The organism is Microcoleus sp. N3A4 (genome assembly GCF_036701805.1).
Classification (GTDB): domain Bacteria; phylum Cyanobacteriota; class Cyanobacteriia; order Cyanobacteriales; family Microcoleaceae; genus Microcoleus.
Genome location: NZ_JAUBRJ010000015.1, coordinates 47,142 through 71,321, shown reverse-complemented (window position 1 = coordinate 71,321; position 24,180 = coordinate 47,142). Strand labels below are relative to the sequence as shown.

Below are 24,180 nucleotides of genomic sequence, written 5' to 3'. Positions count from 1 at the left end.
GGAAAAAACCTTGAATTTTAAATGACACCGAATATTAGCCTATCAGTTCAGCTATTGAAAATTAACAATATTTTGTAGGTTTGCAATTACGCAAGTTCCATAAATTGAGGGTGCAAAATGCGAACCTTACCCTTGCGAAAAAACTCAGTATCGCGAAGGCGGACTTCGCTTGTCTGCTTTTAGGTGCTGGTCAGAATTTATTCGGGTGCTGATTCGTACACTAACCTCTATCAATTTATGGGTAGCATTGCTTTTTGTCCTTCAGGGGAAGTCGCGTAACCCAAAAAACTCTTAACCGCTTGGCTGGGGGATTGTTGTGTAGTAAAACTGTCGCTTGTCAGGATAATTAGGGGCTTCCAGTGCGGGCCGTCTACGGGCAGTCCCACAGCCTGTTCCGCGCGCCTACTATGCTTCTGCCAGGTTTTTTGGCTCATCAGCCAGTAAAGGTCTTTTTTAATACAATTACCAGCTCAGCTTGATTTTTACGCTCAGTCTACATCAAGATTTGCCGATCGCCCCGTCAGGTCGATCGATATCTACATTTTCGATCGAGATATTCTAGCTGTCTCGATCGTCTATCCCCGAGTTGTACAACAGCCAATATTCGGATTTGCCTGTTGTGCGATTCGTTTTTGGGCAATCTTCGGGCCAATTAACTCTGAATTTTAGAGCCTGCCGTTTAATAACAGGCTAAAAATAGATTAAGCGGGCAAATCTGCCAAACTACTAACATTTACCAGCGCTAAATCTGGACAAGTCCGTTTGATCAAACCTGTGAGAACTTTACCGGGGCCAATTTCCACTACGCGATCGATTCCTTGTTGCGGCAATTGCAGGGAAATTTCTCGCCACCGCACCCCTTTGGTCATCTGCTGAGTCAACCGCTGCTTTAAAGTGGCTGCGCTGGTAGTGGCTGACGGTTCTGCGTTCGAGAGCACCAGCATTTTAGCATCGGAAAATCTTGCAGACTTTAGGGCTAGTTGAAACTCGGCCGCCACTGATGCCATCAGCGGAGAGTGAAACGCACCGGAAACATTCAATTTAACGGCGCGTTTGACTTTGATTTTGGCAAGCAAATCTTCTACTGCAGCAGGCGTTCCAGAAATCACGACTTGTGCTTCGCTGTTGTCGTTTGCCAGCACCACGTCTCGGCTGTATTGAATTTGCAGTTCTAGTTCCTGCCTGTCGAAGCCCAGCAAAGCCACCATTTGCCCGCCGCAGGCAGTGTCCATGAGTTCGGCGCGGCGTTTGACTAAGCGCAATCCCGTTTCAAAGTCAAAGACGCCTGCTGCGTAGAGGGCAACGTATTCTCCTAAACTGTGACCGGCAACCACTGCTGGTCGATCGCTTTTTTCTCGCACTAAATCTGTCAAAATACTTTCTACTACGAACAAGCAAGGCTGAGTGTAGAGAGTCCTAGATAGTTTTGCTTCTTCTTTTTGGCAAACTTCCGGGACAGACCAACCTAAAATTTCTTTAGCTAGCTCAAATTTGGCTTTGGCTGTAGGCAAGTTTAATAAGTCTGCACCCATTCCGATCGCCTGGGAACCTTGTCCGGGAAATACCCATGCTGTTTTAGTCATTTTTCCGGTAATCTGCTAATTGGTGGTTGCTAATTGGTGATTGCAAAAATTCTTTCTTTCCCGCTTCTAAGTTCGCTCGCTGGTATCCGCTATCTTTCGGTTAACGAACTATCTACTCGCGACTAACAATCATAACATATAACTGCTTTTTACGAGGTTTATATTTTTTGGGGCTACTTTAATCAGATTAATAGCCCTAGCAAAATTTTTAACCTTCAAGCTGGGGAAAGTCGATCGAAAAATAGAGGGTTTTTAATCTCAGGATGTGATAGTCAAGAACTCCTGTCCTCCGCGTGCAGCCGTGCACCTTACCCTATGTATGGCGTGTAAAAGGATTTTTATTGTTTGAGGGTCGCACTCCCGACAATCACCAGGGCAAGTTGACAGTCGGGAAATATCACCTTCCCCATTGAAAAATCGCCGCCCCCCAAGTCAAACCTGCACCGAAACCAGCCGCAGCAATAGTATCGCCAACTTTTACTTTACCCAGACGCACAGCTTCGTCTAAGGCAAGGGGAATTGAAGCCGCTGAGGTATTGCCGTAATTTGCCAAATTGCTGATTACTTTTTCAGGGGGAATCTTTAGCCTTTGGGCAACTGCATCGAGAATCCGCTGATTGGCTTGGTGCAACAGCAGCCAGTCAATTTCTGCGGCGCTGATATTTGCCCGAAACATAGCTTTTTCTATGACTTCAGGCACTTTTCTCACGGCAAAGCGATAGATTTCTTGACCGTTCATTGTGATGGGATGAAATCCGCCAACTCCGACGCTGACGCCCTCAATTAATTCTTTTGACTCGGCTTTGTAAGCCAAATTGAGAGACGCATTTTGCGTGCCGTCGCTGCGAATTTCAAATCCCAAAAAGCGATCGACTTCTGAAGCCTGCAATACCACCGCACCTGCACCGTCTCCAAATAGAATGCAAGTACCCCGATCCGACCAATTCACCCAGCGAGATAAAATATCTGCTCCGATCAGCAAAACATTTTGATAAACCCCTGTCCGAATGAACTGCGAGGCTGTCACTAAACCAAAAACAAAGCCCGAACAAGCTGCTGTCAAATCAAAAGCCACAGCTTGTGTCGCGCCCAACTGATATTGAATTTTACTGGCAGTGCCAAACAAATCGTCAGGACTTGAGGTCGCCAAAATAATCAAATCAATATCTGCAGGCGAAATTTCTGCCATTGCGATCGCCTGAAGCGATGCCTCTGACGCTAAATCGCACAAAGAAGTGCGATCGTCCGCCAGCCTGCGGGAGCGAATGCCCGTCCGCGCCCCAATCCACTCGTCAGAAGTTTCTACTATCTGACTCAAACCGTTATTATCCAGCGAAACCTGCGGTGTACAAGAACCGCTACCCGTGACGGCAATGCCGAACCCTGATTGCTGCAACATTCCTCTCCATTTACTCGCTGTTCGACCGAGAAATTAAAAATTAAAAACTACCAATTAAAATTATTTTTTAAACTGCTGAAATTACTTTTTTTAAGCAAAACAGCTTATTTAAGCTGACATTTTTAATTTGACATTTTTAATCTTTAATTCCTACTTACTGCTTCTAATTCACAGCTTCTTGTTCCAGAGCGCTTTGGCGATTGGACGATCGAATTCGCTCCAGCACTTGGTTGTCAATAGCCTCCTTCGCCAAACGAATGGCATTAAAAATCGAGGCAGCTTGAGACGAACCGTGGCTGATAATGCAAACTCCAGCAACGCCCAACAGCAAACCGCCGCCGTGTTCAACGTGGTCTACCCGCTGCTTGAACCCTTTGAGGCTTTCTTGCAGGAGGGGAGCGCTAATTTGATTTTTGAGTCCGGCCGCCAATTCTTCCTTAAGCACTTGCACCACGACTTCGCCCACCGCTTCGGCAAACTTCAACAACACGTTACCGACAAATCCGTCGCAGACAATCACGTCGAAGTTCCCCGACAGCACGTCGCGGCCTTCGGCATTGCCCACAAAAGGAATGTTCGGGTTGTCCACCAATAACTGGTGGGTGCGTACCGCTGCGTCGTTGCCTTTAGAAGGTTCTTCGCCAATGTTGAGCAAGCCGATTTTAGGTTCGGCGACGCCCAGCACGCACTGGCTGTAAATAGTTCCCATAAGAGCGAACTGCTCCAAAAATTTGGGGCGGCAGTCCACATTAGCGCCGACATCGAGAATGAGTACAGAGCTGCCCGGTACCATTGTCGGCAAAACCGCACCGATCGCAGGGCGATCGATTCCGGGGAGCCGCCCCAACCTCAGCAGGGCAGCAGCCATTGCCGCGCCGGAGTGACCGGCGGACACCACAGCATCAGCTTGCTGCTGCTTTACCAAGTTCATCGCTACGTTAATCGAAGCGTTGGGCTTGCGTTTGAGGGCACTTAAAGGTTCTTCGTGCATTTCCACCGCTCCTTCAGAAGGAACGATTTCTAGCTGACCTGTAGAGACGCGGCCGATCGCGTCTTGTTGCCGGAGCGAGTCTTCTATTTGCTGCGGGTCGCCCACGAGCAAAATCTCTACGCCTAATTCTTCTTGTGCCTTAAGCGCTCCAGCTACAACTTCGGCGGGGGCATGATCCCCACCCATAGCGTCGATTGCAATTCTTGCGCGTGTCGATCCCATTGACCAATGTTTGAGAAACACTAAAAATTCTACCAGGAAGTCAGGAGCGTGAATCCAGAAGTCTGAATAAAGAATTACAATTGGCGATCGCCCGATCGGACAATTGTCATAAAAATACTCGGTAAGTGGGAAACTCAGTGGCTTTAGCCCGCTCGTGGAAAACGACTCGGCGATTTCAATCGCCTTGAATCCCCTTGCGGGGTTGGAGAGGTATGATTGCCTCTCCGATTCGGGGTATGGTTGCCCCGTCTCCCTTTCGGGGTAATGTTCGCTTCGCCAAGGTTATAAAGGCTTGTCACGCTTACAGCACTGTCTCAGTGACTTTAAGACTGTTTAACTGTAAACAACAGAGCGGAAAACTAGCGTCGCATTCTCCGGTGTTATGACCTGAATAACGTAGTCAGCTAAGACTTAGGCTGGTCAGTACAGCTTGCTCGATCGCTCTAACAAGCTCAGTGGCTTTAGCCCTGAGTTACTGACTTCCGACTACTCTGATAGAACTTGTTTTGTCCCTACTTTACTATTTTTGACTGCAAATTGAAAAAATCAATGAAATAGTTTACATGACCGCAAGCACTTTAGTCCGGGAACCCCGGATTCATCCGTGGAGCGAGAAAACAGATCCCCATCCTCATCGCAAGCCCCCGGATTTATCAGTGGGAGCGCTTTCTTCAATCTAAAATCTAAAATCTAAAATCGATTGACTTTAGGAGTAAAAAATGCTGGATTTATTTAGCTCGGGAATCATGTCTTTGTGGCTGGACATGGCTGGGGTAGGCAGTGCCGCGCCTAATGCTGCGTCAGTGCTGGCTTGGCGGGGAGGGATACCCGGGTTAGTGGTGGCCGAAGATTTGGCTTTTGGGGGAATAGATGCGGCAAATCCAGACTTGCCCGCAGCAGCCACGGTGCGGGAATATTTAAAAGATTTGAAGGACAAGAACCTGATTGACGGGAATCAGGGAATTTGGGTGCAAGCAGGAATAGTGCCGCTGGTAAGTCAGCAGGGGAAGATGCTGATGCCTGGGGCTTCGCTGACTAAGATTGCGACTTCTCTGGCGTCGCTGGAAACTTGGGGCCCGGATTATCAGTTTGAAACGCGGTTCCGGGGAACCGGGCCGATTAGGAATGGGGTGTTGCAGGGGGATTTGGTGGTCAGCGGCGGGGGCGATCCGCTGTTTGTGTGGGAGGAGGCGATCGCCGTCGGCAATGCTCTCAATCAAATGGGTATCGATCGGGTGGCGGGCAATTTGGTGGTGACTGGCAATTTTCGCATGAATTACCAGTCCGATCCTTTGGCTGCGGGGGAGATACTTCGGCAAGCCCTCGACGGGATCGGTTGGCCTGCGGACTTGGTGGCAATGTATTCTAAGATGGCTCCGGGAACTAGAAAGCCGCAAGTCACGGTGGCCGGTAGCGTCATTGCTGAGAAATTTGTGACTTCGGGGCATTTGCTGCTGAAGCGCCGATCGCTCCCTTTAGCCGAAATTCTCAAGCAGATGAACGTCCACAGCGACAATGAAATAGCTCAGATGCTGGCCGACGATTTGGGCGGGGCACAAATAGTGCAGCAGCAAGCGACTTGGGCGGCGGGGGTGCCGGCGGCGGAACTTCAATTGGTTAACGGTTCGGGATTGGGAGTGGAAAATCAGATGTCTCCGAGGGCGGCTTGTGCGATGATGCAGGCGATCGCCCGCAACCTTCAGACTACCCCGCTGACGATTGCTGACTTGTTTCCGGTGTCCGGGCGCGATAAAGGAACTGTGGAACACCGGCATATTCCGCGATCGGCTGTGGTGAAAACTGGTACTTTGGACACCGTGATTGCTTTGGCTGGAGCGATACCCACGCGCGATCGGGGTTTAGTTTGGTTTGCAATTATTAATCGCGGCACCGATTGGGACTCTCTGAGAGCGCAGCAAGATATATTTTTGCAAAAATTGGTGCAGCAGTGGGGAACTGCATCGATTTTGCCGCTAGCGATTACACCGCACATTGACGGTGCCAGACCGGCATTAGGGGCTGCAAATCGCAGCGATATTTTGGTGGGAGGTTAAGAAATAGCGGTTGAGTTGAGCTTCGGGGAAGGAGCGCTGACAAAATAGCTTAGAATTGGAACAGGACTATTGTGCAAGAAGATGATCAAACTGCGATTGAAGAGATACGGGAAAAAACGCGAGACAAGCTACCGGATTGTAGCGATGAACAGTTCTACCCGCCGCGACGGCCGTCCTCTAGAAGAGCTCGGCTTTTACAACCCCAGAAATAACGAAACCAGGCTGGATGTTCCAGCGATTGTCAAGCGCCTGCAAGAAGGCGCTCAGCCAACTGACACCGTGCGTGACATCCTGAGAAAAGCCCATGTATTTGAACAAGTCGGAGCCGGAGCCAACGTTGAATCCAGCACAGCAGCAGTCAGCTAGTCCCAACTACGCTGGACTGGTTAAATTTTTAATTGGGCCTTTTTTAGAGTCGCCCGGATCTTTGCGGGTTGATTGCGAACTGCACCCGCGCCAATCGCGGGTCTGGGTTCGGCTCGCTTTTGAAGATCCGGACAAAGGGCGGGTTTACGGTAGGGGCGGACGTAATATTCAGGCAATTAGAACTACCCTCGAAGCGGTGGCGCAGACGGCGGGTCAGTCGCTCTACTTAGATATATACGATGGCGAAGCGGGCGATCGAGGCTCCGGGCCGCCCAGGGGCGATCGCGACCGAGACCGCCCGGATCGCGGTACGCGCGATCGAGGAGACTTCCGGCCCCGAACTCCGCCTCCGTCGCCGAGTCCCTTAGCTAGCAGAACTCCGAGAGAACAACCTCGCCGTACTAACACACCTACGTTTAGAACAAGCAGAAATACTCCCGGTTATTAACTAACTGCAAAGCTGAGAAAGAATTTTAGATTTTAGATTGCCTGTGGTAGACTTTAGTATTACAAGCCCCGTTAGATTTGAGATTGCCGGTTTTGCGATCGGACACAAATGTAAAATTCCAAAGGTCAGCGGGTTCAGGTAAATCTAAAATCTAAAATTGCCTGACTTAATAGAAGGGAGATTTGATTTGTGCCTCAAGCACCAAACTCATTTGCGAGTTAAACAAAAAAGACGCTTAGATACTAGGTAAAAGCTAGTACCGGGCGTCTTTTTGTTCCACAACTCGACTGATGGAACTGTTAATTGTTAACTTTTAGTTGCTTATTTGGAGGAGCTCATGCTGGCATGACTGAAAAACTAACAATAGAGTTACCCAACACTCAAAGCGCCATGTCGCTGGCAGGGAATCAAGAAGAAAACCTGAAAATTATCTCTAAGCAAACTGGCGCTAACCTGGTAATGCGAGGGCAAGAACTGCTGATTTCCGGCACGAAAAATCAAGTAGAATTGTGTCATAAATTAGTGCGATCGCTCTCCGACTATTGGAAATCCGGCAAAACTATTACCGGAGTTGAAATCCAGACGGCGCGCCACGCTTTGGATACCAACCGCCAAGACGATTTGCAAGACTTGCAGCGAGACGTACTCGCCAAAACACGCCGCGGCGAAGAAATTAGAGCCAAAACCTTCAAGCAGCGGCAGTACGTCCAAGCAGTACGCACCCATGACCTGACATTTTGCATCGGCCCCGCCGGTACAGGCAAGACATTTTTAGCAGCTATTTTCGCCATCCAAGCTTTGTTAAGCAAACAGTACGAACGGCTAATCTTAACCAGGCCGGCTGTAGAAGCAGGCGAAAAATTAGGATTTCTGCCGGGAGATTTGCAGCAAAAAGTCGATCCGTATTTGCGCCCGCTTTACGACGCCCTGCAAGAAATGATCGACCCCGAAAAAATGGCCGACTTAATGGAAAGAGGCCTGATCGAAGTAGCTCCTTTAGCTTATATGCGAGGGCGCACTCTCAGCAATGCTTTCGTAATTTTGGACGAAGCTCAAAATACGACGCCGGCTCAAATGAAAATGGTGTTGACTCGTCTCGGCTTTCGATCGAGAATGGTAGTAACGGGCGATATTACTCAAACAGATTTGCCACCAAACCAACAGTCGGGATTGGCAGTTGCCCAAAATATTCTGCGCCACGTTGAGGGCATTGCTTTCTGCGAATTCACTCAGGCGGATGTGGTGAGACACCCGCTAGTGCAGCGGATTGTCGCTGCTTACGAACTGCACGAAAAATAGTCAGCAGTCATTAGTCAGTAGTCAGTAGTCAGCAGTCAGTTGGCAACAGTGAACAGTCAACAGTCAACAGTCAACAGTCAACAGTCAACAATTCCCAATTCCCAATTCCCAATTCCCAATTCCCAATTCCCAATTCCCAATTCCCAATTACCAATTACCAAATTATGACTAACCTGAAAGAATTCTTAGAAGCTTGCGAAAATTTGGGGACACTGCGTTTAATCGTGACTAGCAGCGCGGCTGTGCTGGAAGTGCGCGGTTCAATTCACAAGCTGTTTTATGCGGAATTACCGAAGGGTAAATATGCAAATATGCACGCCGAAATATTTGAGTTCCACCTGAATATGGACAAAATCAAACAGGTGAAGTTCGAGACTGGCGAAGCGAAAAGAGGCAATTTTACTACTTATGCAATTCGTTTTCTGGACGAACAAAATGAGGCTGCTTTGAGCGCGTTTTTGCAGTGGGGAAAGCCGGGGGAATACGAACCGGGACAGGTGGAAAACTGGCACGAATTGAAGGAAAAATACGGGGAGGTTTGGGAACCGCAACCTGTTGCTGAGATTTGAAGCTATTTTTTTTCAGAAGATTGTAGCAAAATTATCAAAACATCAGGACATTCAACGACAGGATTACTCTACTCCTAAATGTAAACTTTAATAAGCTGTTGTGCATTTAAATAGCAGGGTAAACGCATCTTAACTTTAACGCAAAATATCGTACAGTTTAATATTGACAGGAGTTACGCAGTTGAACTAAAAATAGGGTAGAAGGAAGGCATGAATCCACCCAAATACACCGCTATTGAATACATCAACTTTCTGATTGCGACGCAAAAGGCATACAGTTGCAAGGCAGCGGAACGAGTTCAACAAATAACGGAGAGTACGGCAGCAGATGATGCCATCAATCGGTTGCTGCATCGACTGGAACCCGATCCGAACGAGCTTTGGCAGGACGCAGAAGCCTCGGTTGAGTTGGAGCAAGGGATTTTGGTGGTGGACGATAGGATACTCGACAAGTGGTATGCAAAAAAGATGGGCAAGCGTAAGTCGGCAATGGTCGGGTAAGCACAAGCGCGTTGTTCCAGGCATCAATCTGACCAGTCTGTTGTGGTCGGATTGGGGTTCAGATGTTGGAGCAAGAATTCAAGGAAGCGCCGCGCTCACGGGATAAAAATAAAAATTCAGCTCCGGCAGTCGTGGAATTTCCAGAGCCGGCCGACTTGCTCAATCAGTTGAAGACCAAGCGCAAAAAATCCGGGGCGAACTTGGCAGATATAGAGGCGGTGTTGGAAATACTAGAAAACCCTTAGCAGACAAGAAAAGTTTTCAACGGAGAGGGTGGGATTTGAACCCACGGAACCTTGCGGTTCACCTGATTTCAAGTCAGGCGCATTCGACCACTCTGCCACCTCTCCTGGCGCATAAATTTTATCATACCAGCAATTGTCTCTAACTACAAATAGCCGCAGATTCAGTGCGTCGGTAAAGAATTTTTTCTAAAACCACCGCGAAATCCTCCCCCAGCCAAACCAGAGACACTTCCGACACTGCTCCATTTTCCAGCAGAACGATCGAGAAATTCCGCAGTTTCGAGCACTCTCTCTCCACAATTCGCGGTACGCTGGCCGCATTCAAATACACCGTACCCTCCGCACTCACCTCCAGCGACTTCCGCAATTCGTGCTTCGTGTGCCGCAGTTTGTGGTGCATATGACCAAAAGTTACCAGAGGTACGTGCTTCCCAGAACTCCGAGTTCGATCGATCGCCTCCGCAAAATCCGGGTCGCCCCAATCCCCTCCCAGCGGCTTCCAATCTCGCCCGCAGGGGTCTTCAGGAGCCTCTCCCAAGCCCGTCGGGCCAGTGTGACCCAAAAAAATCACATTTTCGCAGTCCGCATCCGCCGCAGCCCCTGCTATCCGCCCCGCCGACTCCTCAAAACTTTCTACCCCAAACCACTCCGAGTAAAAATCCCCGTACTTCCACTCCGAGCCCCCCCAAGTAAACGGGCGGCTTCCTACCACAGTTACGCCCAATTCGGGAAAATCACGCTTCCCGTAACCGACATGAGCTTCTCCCATCAAATCTAACTGCTGTTTTACCCAATTTTCTTGAGTTCGATCGTAAGGGCACTGACTGCGGCCCCACTCCGTCGCCGTGTACCAAGCGTCGTGGTTGCCAAAAACCGCTGCTTTCGGAATGTTCAATTGGGCGATCGCCCGCACCACCTCCACCGACTCATTGCCAAAATCCCCCACAAACAGCACCAAGTCAACGCCCAGATGCTTCAGCGCCTCGCCGTCTTCAGGTTCCCACTGATCGTGAACATCCCCCACCACCGCAATTTTGATAGATTTAGCTTTATTCATAAGATTTGTCATGTGCGATCGATCCCTAGCCCCTTCTTATCAGCATAAGAAACAGCGACCAATTTTTGCGCTCTCCCCCAGCCAATTTTAGATTTTAGATTTTAGATTTTAGATTTTAGATTGGCTCCACTCAACTGCCAGCACTTTTTGGTGAATTCAACTATAATTCAAAATACACTTTAGCTGTCTTCGCCACCTTCCCCGGAATATTCTAACTGTGTTTACCACCGCACCTGCTCCGAACTTTACTCAAACCCGACTGCCCGACGACTTGTTTGCAGCCATTAACGCCCTCAAACAAGAGTTAAACGCCGTCATTCTCGCCCACTATTACCAAGACTCCGAGATTCAAGACATCGCAGACTTCATTGGCGACTCCCTAGAACTTGCCCGCAAAGCCGCCAACACCAGCGCCGATGTCATAGTTTTTGCCGGAGTTCATTTCATGGCGGAAACCGCAAAAATTCTGAATCCCGACAAATTAGTGTTGTTGCCAGACTTAAATGCTGGGTGTTCCCTCGCCGACAGTTGTCCTCCCGATGCCTTTGCAGCTTTCAAAGCCGATCGACCAGGACATTTGGTAATTTCCTACATTAATTGTACCGCCGCCATTAAGGCAATGAGCGATATAATTTGCACCAGTTCTAACGCGGTTAAAATTGTCAACCAAATTCCCGCAAATCAGCCGATAATTTTTGCACCAGATCGCAATCTCGGCCGCTACGTTATGGAACAAAGCGGTAGACACATGGAACTTTGGCAAGGAGCTTGCATCGTCCACGAAAACTTCTCAGAAAAAAAGATAGTTCAACTCAAAATCGAAAATCCCGAAGCCGAAATAATTGCCCACCCAGAATGCGAACCTCCCGTGCTGCGCCACGCCAATTACATCGGCTCCACCACCGCTTTGCTCAAATATTCTCAAGCTAGTTCCAGCCAAGCCTTTATTGTCGCGACTGAACCGGGAATCATTCACCAAATGGCAAAGCAAGCTCCGCAAAAACGATTCATTCCCGCTCCTGGCAACAATAATAGTTGTGCTTGCAACGAATGCCCGCATATGAGATTAAATACCTTGGAAAAATTGTATCTAGCTATGAAAAATCTAACCCCCGAAATTACCATGCCTCAAAATATTCAACTAGCAGCCTTGCAGCCCATCCAACGAATGCTAGAAATGAGCTAACCGCCGGCTATTTTTAAGTAAATTTATTGGAGGTAGGGTTGGGCACGGCGATTAAATTAAGCGATCGCCTAACCCACCAACATCGATCGGCAATCCGTGAATCAGTTGTCAACTCTTTCTCTTCTCTTCCTCTGCGCCTCGGCGCCTCTGAGGTTCCTTCCTTTAAAACTCAGGATAAATGATGCCCGAAAAACTGATTGTTTTCACCCGCTATCCCGAACCGGGAACAACCAAAACTCGACTTATTCCGGTGCTGGGAAAAACAGGCGCTGCCAACCTTCACCGCTTGATGGCCCAACGGACGATCGCCTGCGCTCTCTCTATCCAAAAATCCCGCCGGTTATCGGTAGAAATTCACGGAGCCGGCGGCAGCCAACAACTGATGCAAGAGTGGTTGGGAACTGATATTATTTATCAAAATCAAATAGACGGCGATTTGGGAGCAAAAATGACAGCAGCGTTTCAAAACTCTTTTAATTCAGGGGTTGACAAAAGTGCAATTATTGGCACTGATTGTCCTGATTTGAAAGCAGAAATCATGGCACAAGCTTTTGAGGAACTGAGCCAGCACGATTTAGTTTTGGGCCCGGCAAAAGACGGAGGTTATTATCTGATCGGGATGCGGCGATCCATACCGGAATTGTTCGGTGGCATTCACTGGGGAACCAGTGAAGTATTTGCTTGTACGAGAGCGATCGCCCAAAAGCTAGACCTCAATATTGCTTATCTTCCCACTCTTGCAGATATCGATCGACCAGAAGACCTCCTCGGTTTAGATATTAATATATTGAAATAACTAAACTCTATTTAAGGTTTCTAACTTATTAGGAATTGTCATATATTTTTTGAAATAAATGCTTGATTGTAAAACCAGAACGTCATAATATAGTAATTGTATTTGTCTAACCAAATGCTGAATCTCAGTAGCAGTTAGACAGCGCTTGGGACAATAGTCCCAGGCGCGATAAAAAGCCAAAAATTAGCAAATAAATTAGCAACTAACAGCTCAGCTTTGTAGGAAACCCGCCCTCCCAGATGAAAGCTCAATGCAGGCGCGGGCCCGACGTAAAAAATGAGCAACTAAGCTGTCGCGCAGTTAAATTGCATATTCAGGGCGGGCGGGACGCCCACCCCACAAGAGTTGGATTGTTTTTTGACATACAATTTAAATGCCGCAACAGCTTAACAGCTTTGCTTTTTACACAACTCCCCCTTCCACGTTAAGGCCCAATGTAGGGGCGAGCCCGGGGCTAGAAATTGGCAAAATCAGCTTTGTACAAAACCCGCCCTCTCTCACGGGGTGCTTAATTCTGTATGTTGCCAGAAAATCCCAATCTCAAAATTTCCATTATCATTCCAGTCTTAAACGAAGCACCTACAATTGCCCCAGTCATCTCCAGCGCCGGAAATGCCCAAAATGTTGAAATCATTGTCGCCGACGGTGGCAGCAGCGACGGTACAGCAGATATAGCAAAATCTTTGGGCGTCCGAGTTATCTCCACCGCCCCAGGCCGCGCAGCCCAAATGAATGCAGGTGCCGCTGTCGCTACTGGAGATATATTGCTATTTCTCCACGCAGACACTCTTTTGCCTCGCGAGTACGACTATTTCGCGCGCCTGGTACTAGCTAACCCGTCTGCAGTAGCGGGGGCCTTTGAACTCAAGATTGACGCCCGCAGACTCAGCCTCCGGCTGGTAGAAACAGGGGTAAACTGGCGATCGAACTTTCTGCAAATGCCCTACGGCGACCAAGCCATTTTCCTCTCTTCAGCTACCTTTGACAAAATCGGCGGTTTTCCCGACTTACCCCTCATGGAAGACTTTGAATTCGTGCGCCGGTTGAAAAAACAAGGCCGTATCGAAATAGTACCCCATCCAGTGCTGACATCCGCCCGCCGCTGGCAGCAGCTTGGGGTCATCAAAACCACCGCCATCAATCAAATAGTAATCATCGGTTATTTCTTCGGAGTGTCGCCCGATCGACTCGCTTTCTGGTATAAGGGACAAAAGAAAAATTCTTCTGAAAACTAAAGAATAGTGAACTTTTCTAAAGCTCGCTGCCAATTATGCAAATAGGAAACACCTCCCTGCGTAAAATATGACTTGAACGCCTCAACTTTTACGCACAGCGAGGAAAAAGAGAATATGGCCGATCCCAGAGATGCAGAGCTTATTAAACCCTTTAACGGTGACCCCTTCACGGGTCATCTAGCAACTCCTATCAGTGCTTCTGATTTCACAAAAGCATTCATTGGGAACTTGCCCGCCTACCGCAAAGGACTCTCGCCCCTAGTTCGAGGTCTGGAAATCGGTTTGGCCCACGGTTATTTCCTCGTCGGCCCCGAAATCGTCTTCGGACCCCTGCGGGATTATCCCGAAGCAGCTAATCTCGGCGGATTAATTACAGCCCTCGTTTTAGTTCTGCTGGGCACAGCAGGTATGTCTGCCTACGGTTTGGTGTCTTTCAAGCAAGACAACACCAGCTACCCTAGTGCTAATCCCATGACTCCCGATTCCCTCAGAAATGCTGAAGGGTGGAGCCAGTTTACCGCTGGTTTCTTCATTGGCGGGATGAGCGGCGTCTTTGCTGCCTATTTCTTACTCGAAAACTTTAACGGCGTTGACGCCATTTTCCGGGGTTTAGTCAATAATTAGACTCCACTCGGAAATATCTCTGTTGGAACACACTAACTTTAGCTGGGAGAATTTGATATGACAGGTTCATACGCCGCTTCTTTTTTGCCTTGGATCTTGATTCCGGTAGTTTGCTGGCTGATGCCAGTTGTGGTAATGGGTTTGTTGTTTATTCACATTGAAAGCGACGCCTGAGCTTTACGCGCAGAGCAAGACCTAAGTTGGAAGACTGACAGACAAATGCTCTGAAATCTCTAAATAAATCTAGGGAAAATCAGAAAAATTTGTTTTGAGATTGCTGGTAATTAGAAAAATTAATTTCTTTACCCCAACCCCCCAGACTTGACTGTGTGGAGCAATCTTTCTGTCTTCTTCGATCTAAACTCGCGATCGCGAAAAATCCTCTGCCGTGTGGGCAGAGGATTTTTTTACAAAGTTTTTTTTCCCGCAGGCACAAATCATCGGCTCGTACAAGACAAATTGCGAATTCCTGAGCCACAATTGTTATGGAAACTATCTTATGAGGAGACAGCGATGCCATTTCCCTCCGCGCGCAAAATCTTAGCTCCATTCCTGATCTCGGTACTCTTGTTAGTCACCGCTTGCGGTCAAACTCAGGCGCCCTCTCGCTGGGACAAAGCCCAGCAGGAAAGCACCCAAAAACCTGGTAACGCCCAGCAGACAACTGCTGACAAATCAACTGCTCAAAATCAAAACCTACCCAAAAAGGCAGTTGCAGGCAGCAAATTAAATAAATACTTCCCGTCATCTGGTGGCGGATTCGATCGCGTCTTCGCTCAAGAAAAATCCGGTTTTGCTGAAGCTAAGCTCAACAAAGGCGGTAAAAATGTCGCGATGCTCTCGATTAACGACATCGCCGGCAACCCATCGGCAGGCGCAAAATTTCAGCAAAGTACCAAGCAAATCGGCGGCTATCCGGCTGTCTCCCAAGGTGCTAATATCACCGCTGTTCTCGTGGCAAATCGCTATCAGGTGAAAGTTCAATCCCGCGATGCTTCTTTTACCGCTAGCGATCGCGAAGCTTGGCTGTCAAAATTTAACCTCGGCGGGCTCGCCAGCGTCAAGTAGCAATGTCTCTTGTCAAACTCCGCACCCGACTCCTGTCTGGCGCTATGACAACTGAGTCTGCAAAAATAAAACTGTGAAGTTTTTGCCATCTGCCTAAAGTAATACCTTTGATTCCCATTCCAGCATAAGGAGTTTTTTGTGAGCAAAACAGTCTTTGAATTAGTCGATACACTGCCTAAAGACAACATGACTGTCAAAGCCCTGCGAGCGCTTGACTTTGTGGTTCCCGGGGAGTGGAACAATTTAGTTGGCTTTGAAAATACCATTCGCACCGTTACTGGCGAAACTGACGAAGAACTGATCCAGCAAATTGGCGATCGCGCCATCTACCTCTACAACGATAAATCTCAGGGCTACCAGCGCGCTCTCTGGCTCTACCAAACTATTGACAGTGCGGACAAGGCTTTGGGCACTGCCGCCCTCGCTAACAAAGTCTCCCAAAATGTGCCGTTTTTGTCCCTGCTGGGAAATCTCACTCCCAAGCCGGAAAAAGCTCAAACGATCGACCTTTCTTTGAAGTTAGTCACTGAGTTGCTCGCTTTTTGCCAAATTAACGGCCTTCCGGGCGACAGCATCGGCGATTTTGCCGGGGCTTTGGGCGACTACGGCGGCGAATCCCTGATTCGGATGGCTGCTTTGGTTTGTTTTGACGGTTTGATTCCTTTGGGCCCAGACTTTATCCTCGCCACTCAGTCTTGGATTCAAAAGCTCTCTCCCAGCGATTTGCAAGAGAATAAGGCCTTTGAGTCGATCGGCGACCAGATTCCAGGAGGTTCTCCCGCAGGCAAACTCGGCTTTATTGGCGAAAGCTTTGACTCGGTTTCTGGCTGGATGAGCTCTTTTGTAAGCGATCGGGGTTTGACTCCCCAAAACGTACTCGGCCACTTGCAGAATTTTGTAGACATTTCTGCTGACAAGGTGGACTACGTGGGCGCATTCCTCGACATAAGTACCAACTACTACGAACACACCGGTGTTCAAACTCTCGCCCGCCGTTTGATTGAACGAGCTGTCGCTGAGATTTAGAATAACCAAAGGAGTTGCGATCTTTGCGGGCGATCGCCCTGAGTGTGTTGAGTTCAAATTTTTTTGAATCGCAATTCTCTCAGGTTGGTTTTCGATAAAAAGTGTGTGCGATCGAGAAAGTCGATCGCCCGCACCTGCACTCACAACTCCTTACCGATCACTTTTAAAAGGAAGCGTTAATGCCAGAAGAACCGCAAAATCCTACTGCTGGAGAATCGGAAACTCCCACTGCTGCGATCGAGAACGCCCCAAGTTCCGACGCACCCGAGACCAGCTACTTTCCCAGCCCTGACAAGCCTGAGCCGGCAGCTAAAAAACCCGCAGCCAAAAAAGAACCGCAAAATCCTACTGCTGGCGAATCGGAAACTCCCACTGCTGCGATCGAGGACGCTCCAAGTTCCGACGCACCCGAGACAACTGATATTCCCAGCCCTGACAAGGCTCAGCCGGCAGCTAAAAAACCCGCAGCCAAGAAAGAACCGAAAAATCCTACCGCTGGAGAATCGGAAACTCCCACTGCTGCGATCGAGAACGCCCCGAGTTCCGACGCACCCGATCCAAGCGACTTGCCCAGCCCTGACAAACCTGCGGCGGCTGCTAAAAAACCCGCAGCCAAGGCTGAAGGCGACAAGCCCCCAGCTAAAGCTAAAAAGGAAAAAGCACCAGCAGTTGAAGACAAGCCCTTTGGGGAATTTATTCAACAAGATTATTTGCCCGCTTTGCAAACTGCTTTGACTAAGCAGGGCGTTAAGGATTTAGAGGTGAGTTTGGTAAAGAAAAAACTCCCCGTTGCGGGCATGAGTTCCGCCGGGGATTGCTGGCAGGTAATTGGTAAATTTCAAGAAGGTCAGCGCCAATTTAACCTGTATTTTCCTCAAGAAAATATTCAAAGTCAAAGGGCTTTTTCCTGCGCTGAAAATAATACCAAAACCAGCACTTTAGAGCCTTTTTTGATAGATGAGCGTAAGGTTACTCTAGACCTCATGGTGTTTGGCGTCGTCCAGCGACTCAACGCTCAAAAATGGCTAAATCTTAATTAGTTAATTAGTTAATTGGGCATAGGGCATAGGGCATAGGGCATTAGTAATTGATAACATCATGTCCGGGTAATCCTGATAATTATTGTGCAGTGCGAGCTTCTAGCTCGCGAGCTAGAAGCTCGCACTGTAATGGATTGACCGGACATAATATAATTGGTAATTGCTGATGCCGATAAGATTGTTTTTCGGAGATGCCCAATGCCCTATGCCCCATCCCCAATTACCCATTACCAATAACTAATGACTGCTGACTAATGACAGATTTTCTTCAGATTTTGTCAAAAAGTTGCGAGCTTGCATAATCCCATAAAGGTTAACATCTGTTTCTAACAAACAAGCATGACCGCTGTTAGCCAGCATCACCATTTCAGCATGGGGAATTACCTTGACTAAAAGCTTAGCTTCTGCTATTGAAGGCAGCAGCCGATCGGCACCGCTAGCAATTACTAGCGTCGGCTGTTTGATGCCGCGCAACTGATTTTCGTCAACATTAAACGATCGCACTAACGCCAATCTCCACACAGACGTGTTTTGCGGTACTGCTTGCATCGCTTCTAGCAAAGCTCGCCGGTCGTCGCGCGCAATCTTTCCTAATGATGCTAATATCGGCAAGAGACCGATTACCGACAGCGGATAAAGGTTGGCCGGCAGCCACTGAGTCAGATGGGAACCCCACTGCACCCAAGGCTGCTGTCGGAATGAAGAAGCTGGATTGACTAAAATTAATCGATCGCACAATTGAGGAGCTTCTAAAACAATTTTCATCGCTAAACAACCCCCAAATGACTCGCCGCACAGATAAACCGGCCGCTGCTGCTTTCCGGTTTGCTTTTCTGCTTCAATTAAGGCAATTGTTTCTGTAACCAATACATCCCAACTGGCCATGTCGTCAGCCGGTAAAGTTAAGCAGCGAATATCGAAATGATTGGCTAATTTAGAAATTTGCGGCCGCAGCAGCAAACCGCTGCCATCCATACCGGGCAGAAATACAAATAAAGGGCGATCGGCTTTCGCCGATTTCGGGGTTAGGAAACGAACCTTGTTGTTAGCATTTGCCATGATTAAAGTCAATCGATTTTAGATTTTAGATTTTAGATTAAAGAATTGGAAATCTGAGACCAGCCAACAGCCAACAGCCAACAGTCAACAGTCAACAGCCAACAAACTTACAAACACCCTCGTTGCAGTAATTGTTCAATTTCTCCCTGACAGTGCTCTGTGAGTTCAGCAACAACTGCTTTGGCTTTTTTGCCTCGATATTGCTGCTGTCGATCGACAGTAATCCAGTAAGGGCGGCCGATTAAAACATTAACTCGCTGATAAATTATCACAGGATGCCAGCCCGATCGATCGAACAGCGGTTCGGAAGGATCGAACAAACTCAACAACTTGAGCGGTACACCCGATCGTACCGACTCTTCCTCCATCGAACCAATCGCCACCGGCAAAACCGCCAAATCCCGCACCGGCGCCCGCAAAGCCAAATGAGCAAATCCCCGCTGAAACTTCCCCACAGTATTAGGTTTAGTAAAATTCACCATCGGTTCTGCACCCTCTGGAAACACCCCCACCATCTCCCCACCTTGGAGTAGCGCTGTCGCTTGAGAGAAAAAATGCTGCTGTCGGTGCTCCGGTGCTTCTAAGGGGAAAGCGCCGAAAGTTGTGACAACTTCCCGAATCACCGGGACTTGACCCATGTAATGATGACAAGCAAAGCGGATCGATCGACCCAAAGCCGCCGTCAACAGCACAGGATCTAAGAAACTGCGGTGATTGCTGACCACCAGCACCGGACTCTCCTGGGGAATCCGGTCTTCGCGGTGCACAAACATCTGCGTTCCCAAACCAGCCAGGAAACAGCGCGAAATTAGCAATGTGCGATCTGAAGACATGGGCGAAAAGACAGGTGCGACGCTATAAAGGTTGATTCCATCCCCATGCAGCTTAACATTACTTTACCAAGTCGGGGCTCAGCCAAAAAGTATACTTTCCCCTTCAGCCTTTGTTTCGCAATCCTGGACGCACGGGCGGTCATCACCTTGATTTTTTTGCGCGTTTACTTCTAGTCAGCCCGCCAAAACAGTAAAAAACCCGGTTTCTAGGCCTCGGAGTGCGTAAGTCTTGTTTCGGCAAAATTTCCCAGTCAGAAACAAAAATTCATAAAGTGTTGTTGCAAACTTCTATAAAAATGTTTAAAACAGCCCTAAAACCAGGTTTCTGCAGCTAAACTTAGGAATTTACAGTGAAACATTGACGCACTGTCAAAGTATTTTTGGACAAGTCGTAATAGCAATCTCGCGAGGCATCAAATGAATAACATCCACAACTATCGCCTTAAATGTACCCTCACCTTTGGCGATATTTACGGTCAAATCATTGTTTGGCTGATAGTCATCTTCCTAAGTCTAGCGTCGGCACTCGCTCTGTGGAGCAGCGCCCGCCAAATCTACGCCTTGGCTACCGTCGGCTTGATTTTAGTGCTGTCTCTGCCCTTCTTGCTGTTTGCTTTCGTTACAACTTTGCTAAATAACATTCAAGTGCTTTCCGTAGACCCCGCTACCGAAGATCAACCTTCTGCAACGGGAAATCAATCAAATCAGCAGCCTGTCGAAACCGCTGGCTAGTCCAATTTGACATTTTAACTTTTGATGTTCGATTCAAATCAAAAGTTAAAAAACTTCCCGATCTTTTGGTAGGAAGTTTTTTTTTGCGTCACGATAAGCTGAGCAGAACACTCAAAATAATTAAAAGAAATGCTAGAACACGACGTAATCATTGTAGGCGGCGGTTTAGCAGGTTGCCGTGCCGCAGTAGAAATTGCCCGGACTGACCCCAGTTTAAAGGTAGCTGTTGTTGCCAAAACTCACCCAATTCGATCGCACTCCGTCGCAGCCCAAGGCGGGATGGCCTCCAGCTTGCAAAATGTCGATTCCGAAGACAGTTGGAAAGCCCACGCCTTCGACACAGTAAAAGGTTCAGACTATTTAGCCGACCAAGACGCCGTAGAAATCCTCACCCGCGAAGCACCCGGTGTAGTCATAGATTTAGAACACATGGGAGTCCTCTTCTCCCGTCTCCCAGACGGCAGAATTGCCCAGCGCGCTTTTGGCGGACATTCCCACCGCCGCACCTGCTACGCCGCCGACAAAACCGGTCACGCCATCCTCCACGAATTGGTCAATAATCTTCGCCGTTACGGGGTTCACATCTATCAGGAGTGGTACGTTACCCGCCTGATTTTGGAAGAAGGCCAAGCCAAGGGGGTAGTTATGTACCGCCTGCTAGACGGTGAAATTGAGGTTGTCCGTGCTAAGGCGGTGATGTTTGCCACGGGCGGTTACGGCCGAGTTTACAATACCACGTCGAACGATTACGCCTCGACGGGAGACGGTTTGGCGATGACGGCTTTAGCTGGATTGCCGCTGGAAGATATGGAATTTGTACAGTTTCACCCGACTGGTTTGTATCCAGTGGGAGTGTTGATTTCGGAGGCTGTGCGGGGCGAAGGCGCTTATTTGATTAATTCAGAGGGCGATCGATTTATGGCCAATTACGCCCCGTCGCGCATGGAATTAGCGCCCAGGGATATCACTTCGCGGTCAATTTCTATAGAAATTCGCGCCGGCCGAGGGATTAATGTTGATGGTAGTGCCGGCGGCCCCTTTATCTACCTCGATTTGCGGCACATGGGGCGCGAAAAAATCATGAGCAAAATTCCTTTTGCTTGGGAAGAAGCCCACCGTTTGTTAGGAATTGATGCGGTAAATCAGCCGATGCCCGTGCGCCCTACCGTTCACTATTCAATGGGAGGAATTCCTACTAATGTTAGCGGGCAAGTTCGCAGCAGTCCTGACAGTTTGGTAGAGGGTTTCTTTGCAGCCGGCGAAGCAGCTTGCGTCTCAGTTCACGGCGCTAACCGTTTGGGCAGCAATTCGCTGTTGGAATGCGTCGTTTACGGCAAAGTTACTGGCGCAACCATAGCACAATTCGTACAAAATCGCAAGTTGCCTGCCGTAGACGAACAGCGTTATATTACGGAAGCAAAAGAGCAAATTCAGGCACTTGTAGAACGTCCCGGAAAATACCGAATCAATCAAGTGCGGCAGCAGTATCAAGATACTATGACTGAGTATTGCGGAGTATTCCGTAGCGCAGAATTGATGCAGGAAGGTTTAAAGAAATTGGAGGATTTAGAGCGACAATATGAGGAGGTTTACTTAGACGATAAAGGCAAGTTGTGGAATACGGAAATTGTGGAAGCTTTGGAGTTGCGGAGTTTGATAATTGTCGGGAAAATGATTTTAACTTCTGCTTTGAACCGTCAGGAAAGTCGGGGAGCTCATTCGCGGGAAGATTTTACTGAGCGCGATGATGGGAATTTCTTGAAGCATACAATGGCGTATTATTCGCCTGCAGGAATTGATTTGGCTTATATGCCGGTGGCGATTACGATGTTTGAGCCGCAGGAGAGGAAGTATTGATTTGTAGGGTGGGCGATGCCCACCTTACTAATTAAACGGCAAAAAAAGGGATCGAGAAAACAATGCGCGAACTTCCCGAAAAGGAATTTAAGAACGAAGAAGCCAAATCAACTTTAACAAGCGAGCAGCTAGCGGCTTTGATCGTTGATGCACTCATTGATGCAGGCATTATCGATAAAAAAAGGGTTCCAGAAGCCATCGAAATCGCTGCTGAAGAAATCGAGGTTCGTAAAGCTCTAGGTGACTACTGAGTGAGCTCGCCTTGTAGATGGCTTTAGGATGCACGGGTGAGAAGCGATTGTAGAAGATGCAAATGTGGTATTAATTTGTAGGGCGGGCCGTTCACACCTAATTTGTTCATTTTGAAAGTCGTCTCAGGAATTCTCCACATCACAACTAAAAAATGCTAGATTAGGATAAGTCTTGCTAAAATAAATACAAAATATCGCGATCGTAAGTAGCAGAAAAAATATGATTAAAACGACACAGACATCTCAATTCCAGCAAGCTCTTGAAGCTGTAGAAGTTTTATCATTAGAAGATCAAGCCATGCTTCTAGATATTCTTCAGAATCGTCTGCGACAACAGCGACGAAATGAATTACTCAAGGAAGTGGTAGAAGTTCGTCAAGAGTATGCTGAGGGCAATGTTAAATTTGGGTCGGTAGCCGATGTTATGGCGGTGTTGGATGATGGATGAAAATTGGTTGGACTCCCAAATCTATTCGTACTTTCAAAAAGTTAGTTCGTAAAAATCCTCAGCTTCGCCTTTTAATTGAAGCTACGCTTGAACTTTTGTCTGAAGACTGCTTTAACCCCAGCTTGCGAACTCACAAACTGACAGGAGATTTATCGGGTATCTGGTCGTGTTCAATAGATTATTATTATCGGATTTTGTTTGAGTTTGTGACCGATCCAGAAGATGAGGAGGAAGCTATTTTATTGCTCAAAATGGGTTCTCATGATGAAGTCTATTAAGAGCGATCGCCCTTTTCCCCAATTCTCTCTCACTATCTCACTCTCCAGTATTCTCCGTCACTTCCTCCACAGATAAACTTAACGCCTGCGCCACTTGTTCGATACTCAAACCCATTCCCAACAACCGGGGAATTGCATCCCTTCTTGCGTGAAATTCAGCTTGTCGTGACTGTTCTGCACTCTCGGCTCTTTCCCGCTGTTGCTCCCCTCGCAATCTCTCTAATTCTGCTCTTTCATCGCCAATCAACAGCAAATTACCTTCCTCGTCCCACCAGCGCAGCCAAAGCATGGTTTGATTTTGATAACTGCCTTGCCAAAGTCCCAATTCTACGCCTAAAGGTGCAATTGGAAAATGACCGCGCTGATTCAGTTCTAACAGTTGATAATATCCGTCAATCAACCGATAAACTTCTAATCTGCCATTATTAACTTGGTAGATGCCGTAATAGGGAATTCGCATCACCTGTTCGTACACCCAAAACTTGCCCGGTTTCGTTATTACCCCTTCATCAGTGCGAGATAAAGGAGTACGATCGCGCTCTTCATCACCGTTCCCGCTCGCAAATTCCAAAGCAATTAATGGTGCTATGTGTTCTCGCCACAGCACGTAGGAACGGCGAATTTGACCGTCTAAATTAGGAGGTACATTGGGAACATAAAACCAATCTGGAGCTTCTGCACCTTTTTCCGGAGGCTCGGTTTCTCGCCAGTAAATGCCGCAGTCTTGACCGATCGCATATTGTCCGTCAGGATGCCGCTCCTGCAAAATTTGCCCGATCGAATCAGTTAAAATTAAACTCTGCGGATGTTCCTGAAAATTTTTAACAAAAGTACCATCTGACTCTGGTAATTGAGTGTGGTCTGGAAAAGCAGGAGGTACAACAACGCGGTTAACGCTAGCAGTCATAATTCCCTCCGAGGTCTTACCTAATTGGTAATTAGTAATTGGTTTGGTAATCTCAAATCTAGGTTAAAGAACGTGGATGGGTAGGGACACAGCACTGCTGTGTCCT

The 24,180-nt window shown here is 48.0% G+C and carries 28 protein-coding genes and 1 tRNA gene; 20 read left to right on the top strand and 9 right to left on the bottom strand.

Going from position 1 to position 24,180, the window contains the following annotated elements:
* Nucleotides 1–230: 230 nt before the first annotated feature.
* The 4 genes from QUA56_RS11395 to plsX form a co-directional block, all read right to left on the bottom strand.
* Nucleotides 231–434 (bottom strand): hypothetical protein, encoded by a 204-nt coding sequence (locus QUA56_RS11395; protein ID WP_333357264.1) that lies wholly within the window; start codon nucleotides 432–434, stop codon nucleotides 231–233.
* Nucleotides 435–701: 267 nt separating this feature from the next.
* Nucleotides 702–1,583: an ACP S-malonyltransferase gene (fabD, locus tag QUA56_RS11390; RefSeq protein WP_333357261.1), complete on the bottom strand. Its 882-nt coding sequence runs from the start codon at nucleotides 1,581–1,583 to the stop codon at nucleotides 702–704.
* A 397-nt stretch (nucleotides 1,584–1,980) separates the two neighbouring features.
* Complete coding sequence (locus tag QUA56_RS11385; protein ID WP_333357258.1) at nucleotides 1,981–2,982, bottom strand: beta-ketoacyl-ACP synthase III; 1,002 nt, start codon at nucleotides 2,980–2,982, stop codon at nucleotides 1,981–1,983.
* A 163-nt stretch (nucleotides 2,983–3,145) separates the two neighbouring features.
* Nucleotides 3,146–4,195 (bottom strand): phosphate acyltransferase PlsX, encoded by a 1,050-nt coding sequence (gene plsX / locus QUA56_RS11380; RefSeq protein WP_333240703.1) that lies wholly within the window; start codon nucleotides 4,193–4,195, stop codon nucleotides 3,146–3,148.
* A gap of 719 nt (nucleotides 4,196–4,914) precedes the next feature.
* On the opposite strand from plsX, the gene QUA56_RS11375 reads away from it, so the two are divergent.
* The 7 genes from QUA56_RS11375 to QUA56_RS11345 all read left to right on the top strand — a co-directional run bounded on the left by QUA56_RS11375 (nucleotide 4,915) and on the right by QUA56_RS11345 (nucleotide 9,677).
* Nucleotides 4,915–6,249, top strand: a complete 1,335-nt coding sequence (locus QUA56_RS11375; protein ID WP_333357256.1) for a D-alanyl-D-alanine carboxypeptidase — start codon at nucleotides 4,915–4,917, stop codon at nucleotides 6,247–6,249.
* 81 nt (nucleotides 6,250–6,330) lie between these two features.
* Nucleotides 6,331–6,615, top strand: a complete 285-nt coding sequence (gene rpsP / locus QUA56_RS11370; protein WP_333357253.1) for a 30S ribosomal protein S16 — start codon at nucleotides 6,331–6,333, stop codon at nucleotides 6,613–6,615.
* Complete coding sequence (locus tag QUA56_RS11365) at nucleotides 6,587–7,063, top strand: KH domain-containing protein (RefSeq protein ID WP_333357251.1); 477 nt, start codon at nucleotides 6,587–6,589, stop codon at nucleotides 7,061–7,063. Before rpsP ends, QUA56_RS11365 begins: the two co-directional genes overlap by 29 nt.
* Before the next feature lie 345 nt (nucleotides 7,064–7,408).
* Nucleotides 7,409–8,362, top strand: a complete 954-nt coding sequence (locus QUA56_RS11360) for a PhoH family protein (protein ID WP_333357248.1) — start codon at nucleotides 7,409–7,411, stop codon at nucleotides 8,360–8,362.
* A gap of 164 nt (nucleotides 8,363–8,526) precedes the next feature.
* Entirely contained in the window at nucleotides 8,527–8,931 is a 405-nt protein-coding gene (locus QUA56_RS11355) for a ChuX/HutX family heme-like substrate-binding protein (protein ID WP_333357245.1), read from the top strand.
* A gap of 210 nt (nucleotides 8,932–9,141) precedes the next feature.
* The gene (locus QUA56_RS11350; protein WP_333357242.1) at nucleotides 9,142–9,432 is read left to right on the top strand and encodes a hypothetical protein; all 291 of its coding nucleotides are present in this window, start codon (nucleotides 9,142–9,144) and stop codon (nucleotides 9,430–9,432) included.
* Nucleotides 9,433–9,494: 62 nt separating this feature from the next.
* Complete coding sequence (locus QUA56_RS11345; RefSeq protein ID WP_333357239.1) at nucleotides 9,495–9,677, top strand: hypothetical protein; 183 nt, start codon at nucleotides 9,495–9,497, stop codon at nucleotides 9,675–9,677.
* 20 nt (nucleotides 9,678–9,697) lie between these two features.
* Here QUA56_RS11345 and QUA56_RS11340 read toward each other — a convergent pair.
* Both QUA56_RS11340 and QUA56_RS11335 read right to left on the bottom strand, forming a co-directional pair.
* Nucleotides 9,698–9,782, bottom strand: a tRNA-Ser gene (locus QUA56_RS11340).
* Nucleotides 9,783–9,816: 34 nt separating this feature from the next.
* Nucleotides 9,817–10,734: a TIGR04168 family protein gene (locus QUA56_RS11335; protein WP_333357236.1), complete on the bottom strand. Its 918-nt coding sequence runs from the start codon at nucleotides 10,732–10,734 to the stop codon at nucleotides 9,817–9,819.
* 217 nt (nucleotides 10,735–10,951) lie between these two features.
* Between QUA56_RS11335 and nadA the strand changes: the two genes are divergently transcribed.
* The 8 genes from nadA to QUA56_RS11295 all read left to right on the top strand — a co-directional run bounded on the left by nadA (nucleotide 10,952) and on the right by QUA56_RS11295 (nucleotide 17,709).
* Nucleotides 10,952–11,920, top strand: coding sequence for a quinolinate synthase NadA (gene nadA / locus QUA56_RS11330; RefSeq protein WP_333357234.1), 969 nt, complete (start codon nucleotides 10,952–10,954; stop codon nucleotides 11,918–11,920).
* 178 nt (nucleotides 11,921–12,098) lie between these two features.
* On the top strand, nucleotides 12,099–12,716 hold the full coding sequence (locus tag QUA56_RS11325) for a TIGR04282 family arsenosugar biosynthesis glycosyltransferase (protein ID WP_333357231.1): 618 nt from the start codon (nucleotides 12,099–12,101) through the stop codon (nucleotides 12,714–12,716).
* Nucleotides 12,717–13,234: 518 nt separating this feature from the next.
* Nucleotides 13,235–13,951, top strand: a complete 717-nt coding sequence (locus QUA56_RS11320; RefSeq protein WP_333357228.1) for a TIGR04283 family arsenosugar biosynthesis glycosyltransferase — start codon at nucleotides 13,235–13,237, stop codon at nucleotides 13,949–13,951.
* A gap of 114 nt (nucleotides 13,952–14,065) precedes the next feature.
* Entirely contained in the window at nucleotides 14,066–14,575 is a 510-nt protein-coding gene (locus tag QUA56_RS11315) for a photosystem I reaction center protein subunit XI (protein WP_333304032.1), read from the top strand.
* Between the two features lie 57 nt (nucleotides 14,576–14,632).
* Complete coding sequence (locus QUA56_RS11310; protein WP_293148481.1) at nucleotides 14,633–14,749, top strand: photosystem I reaction center subunit VIII; 117 nt, start codon at nucleotides 14,633–14,635, stop codon at nucleotides 14,747–14,749.
* A 339-nt stretch (nucleotides 14,750–15,088) separates the two neighbouring features.
* Nucleotides 15,089–15,643: a hypothetical protein gene (locus QUA56_RS11305; protein ID WP_333357225.1), complete on the top strand. Its 555-nt coding sequence runs from the start codon at nucleotides 15,089–15,091 to the stop codon at nucleotides 15,641–15,643.
* A 138-nt stretch (nucleotides 15,644–15,781) separates the two neighbouring features.
* A complete protein-coding gene (locus QUA56_RS11300; protein ID WP_333357222.1) occupies nucleotides 15,782–16,669 on the top strand; it encodes a hypothetical protein in 888 nt (295 codons plus the stop codon).
* 179 nt (nucleotides 16,670–16,848) lie between these two features.
* A complete protein-coding gene (locus QUA56_RS11295; RefSeq protein WP_333357219.1) occupies nucleotides 16,849–17,709 on the top strand; it encodes a DUF2996 domain-containing protein in 861 nt (286 codons plus the stop codon).
* 237 nt (nucleotides 17,710–17,946) lie between these two features.
* Here QUA56_RS11295 and QUA56_RS11290 read toward each other — a convergent pair whose 3' ends face one another.
* Both QUA56_RS11290 and QUA56_RS11285 read right to left on the bottom strand, forming a co-directional pair.
* Entirely contained in the window at nucleotides 17,947–18,768 is an 822-nt protein-coding gene (locus QUA56_RS11290) for an alpha/beta fold hydrolase (RefSeq protein WP_333357402.1), read from the bottom strand.
* Between the two features lie 107 nt (nucleotides 18,769–18,875).
* Nucleotides 18,876–19,601, bottom strand: a complete 726-nt coding sequence (locus QUA56_RS11285; RefSeq protein WP_333357216.1) for a lysophospholipid acyltransferase family protein — start codon at nucleotides 19,599–19,601, stop codon at nucleotides 18,876–18,878.
* Between the two features lie 417 nt (nucleotides 19,602–20,018).
* Between QUA56_RS11285 and QUA56_RS11280 the strand changes: the two genes are divergently transcribed.
* From QUA56_RS11280 to QUA56_RS11260, 5 genes are all read left to right on the top strand, one after another.
* Nucleotides 20,019–20,333: a hypothetical protein gene (locus QUA56_RS11280; protein ID WP_333357213.1), complete on the top strand. Its 315-nt coding sequence runs from the start codon at nucleotides 20,019–20,021 to the stop codon at nucleotides 20,331–20,333.
* A 129-nt stretch (nucleotides 20,334–20,462) separates the two neighbouring features.
* Nucleotides 20,463–22,190 (top strand): succinate dehydrogenase/fumarate reductase flavoprotein subunit, encoded by a 1,728-nt coding sequence (locus tag QUA56_RS11275; RefSeq protein WP_333357209.1) that lies wholly within the window; start codon nucleotides 20,463–20,465, stop codon nucleotides 22,188–22,190.
* A gap of 62 nt (nucleotides 22,191–22,252) precedes the next feature.
* Nucleotides 22,253–22,441 (top strand): hypothetical protein, encoded by a 189-nt coding sequence (locus QUA56_RS11270; RefSeq protein WP_333357206.1) that lies wholly within the window; start codon nucleotides 22,253–22,255, stop codon nucleotides 22,439–22,441.
* Between the two features lie 220 nt (nucleotides 22,442–22,661).
* A complete protein-coding gene (locus QUA56_RS11265) occupies nucleotides 22,662–22,889 on the top strand; it encodes a hypothetical protein (protein WP_333357204.1) in 228 nt (75 codons plus the stop codon).
* Entirely contained in the window at nucleotides 22,886–23,167 is a 282-nt protein-coding gene (locus QUA56_RS11260; protein ID WP_333357201.1) for a type II toxin-antitoxin system mRNA interferase toxin, RelE/StbE family, read from the top strand. The genes QUA56_RS11265 and QUA56_RS11260 overlap by 4 nt, the downstream gene beginning before the upstream one ends.
* A gap of 37 nt (nucleotides 23,168–23,204) precedes the next feature.
* On the opposite strand, the gene QUA56_RS11255 is transcribed toward QUA56_RS11260, so the two are convergent.
* Entirely contained in the window at nucleotides 23,205–24,074 is an 870-nt protein-coding gene (locus QUA56_RS11255) for a Uma2 family endonuclease (protein ID WP_333357198.1), read from the bottom strand.
* Between the last annotated feature and the right edge of the window lie 106 nt (nucleotides 24,075–24,180).

Bases quoted from the DNA above. Each gene is read 5' to 3' on its own strand.
- QUA56_RS11360 (WP_333357248.1), top strand. From the start codon at position 7,409: ATGACTGAAAAACTAACAATAGAGTTACCCAACACTCAAAGCGCCATG.
- QUA56_RS11285 (WP_333357216.1), bottom strand. From the start codon at position 19,601: ATGTCTTCAGATCGCACATTGCTAATTTCGCGCTGTTTCCTGGCTGGT.
- QUA56_RS11335 (WP_333357236.1), bottom strand. From the start codon at position 10,734: ATGAATAAAGCTAAATCTATCAAAATTGCGGTGGTGGGGGATGTTCAC.
- QUA56_RS11280 (WP_333357213.1), top strand. From the start codon at position 20,019: ATGAATAACATCCACAACTATCGCCTTAAATGTACCCTCACCTTTGGC.
- plsX (WP_333240703.1), bottom strand. From the start codon at position 4,195: ATGGGATCGACACGCGCAAGAATTGCAATCGACGCTATGGGTGGGGAT.
- fabD (WP_333357261.1), bottom strand. From the start codon at position 1,583: ATGACTAAAACAGCATGGGTATTTCCCGGACAAGGTTCCCAGGCGATC.
- QUA56_RS11260 (WP_333357201.1), top strand. From the start codon at position 22,886: ATGAAAATTGGTTGGACTCCCAAATCTATTCGTACTTTCAAAAAGTTA.
- QUA56_RS11270 (WP_333357206.1), top strand. From the start codon at position 22,253: ATGCGCGAACTTCCCGAAAAGGAATTTAAGAACGAAGAAGCCAAATCA.
- QUA56_RS11385 (WP_333357258.1), bottom strand. From the start codon at position 2,982: ATGTTGCAGCAATCAGGGTTCGGCATTGCCGTCACGGGTAGCGGTTCT.
- QUA56_RS11395 (WP_333357264.1), bottom strand. From the start codon at position 434: ATGAGCCAAAAAACCTGGCAGAAGCATAGTAGGCGCGCGGAACAGGCT.
- QUA56_RS11355 (WP_333357245.1), top strand. From the start codon at position 8,527: ATGACTAACCTGAAAGAATTCTTAGAAGCTTGCGAAAATTTGGGGACA.
- QUA56_RS11290 (WP_333357402.1), bottom strand. From the start codon at position 18,768: ATGGCAAATGCTAACAACAAGGTTCGTTTCCTAACCCCGAAATCGGCG.
- QUA56_RS11275 (WP_333357209.1), top strand. From the start codon at position 20,463: ATGCTAGAACACGACGTAATCATTGTAGGCGGCGGTTTAGCAGGTTGC.
- QUA56_RS11350 (WP_333357242.1), top strand. From the start codon at position 9,142: ATGAATCCACCCAAATACACCGCTATTGAATACATCAACTTTCTGATT.
- QUA56_RS11315 (WP_333304032.1), top strand. From the start codon at position 14,066: ATGGCCGATCCCAGAGATGCAGAGCTTATTAAACCCTTTAACGGTGAC.
- QUA56_RS11310 (WP_293148481.1), top strand. From the start codon at position 14,633: ATGACAGGTTCATACGCCGCTTCTTTTTTGCCTTGGATCTTGATTCCG.
- QUA56_RS11320 (WP_333357228.1), top strand. From the start codon at position 13,235: ATGTTGCCAGAAAATCCCAATCTCAAAATTTCCATTATCATTCCAGTC.
- QUA56_RS11375 (WP_333357256.1), top strand. From the start codon at position 4,915: ATGCTGGATTTATTTAGCTCGGGAATCATGTCTTTGTGGCTGGACATG.
- QUA56_RS11345 (WP_333357239.1), top strand. From the start codon at position 9,495: ATGTTGGAGCAAGAATTCAAGGAAGCGCCGCGCTCACGGGATAAAAAT.
- QUA56_RS11305 (WP_333357225.1), top strand. From the start codon at position 15,089: ATGCCATTTCCCTCCGCGCGCAAAATCTTAGCTCCATTCCTGATCTCG.
- QUA56_RS11255 (WP_333357198.1), bottom strand. From the start codon at position 24,074: ATGACTGCTAGCGTTAACCGCGTTGTTGTACCTCCTGCTTTTCCAGAC.
- QUA56_RS11325 (WP_333357231.1), top strand. From the start codon at position 12,099: ATGATGCCCGAAAAACTGATTGTTTTCACCCGCTATCCCGAACCGGGA.
- rpsP (WP_333357253.1), top strand. From the start codon at position 6,331: ATGATCAAACTGCGATTGAAGAGATACGGGAAAAAACGCGAGACAAGC.
- QUA56_RS11265 (WP_333357204.1), top strand. From the start codon at position 22,662: ATGATTAAAACGACACAGACATCTCAATTCCAGCAAGCTCTTGAAGCT.
- QUA56_RS11295 (WP_333357219.1), top strand. From the start codon at position 16,849: ATGCCAGAAGAACCGCAAAATCCTACTGCTGGAGAATCGGAAACTCCC.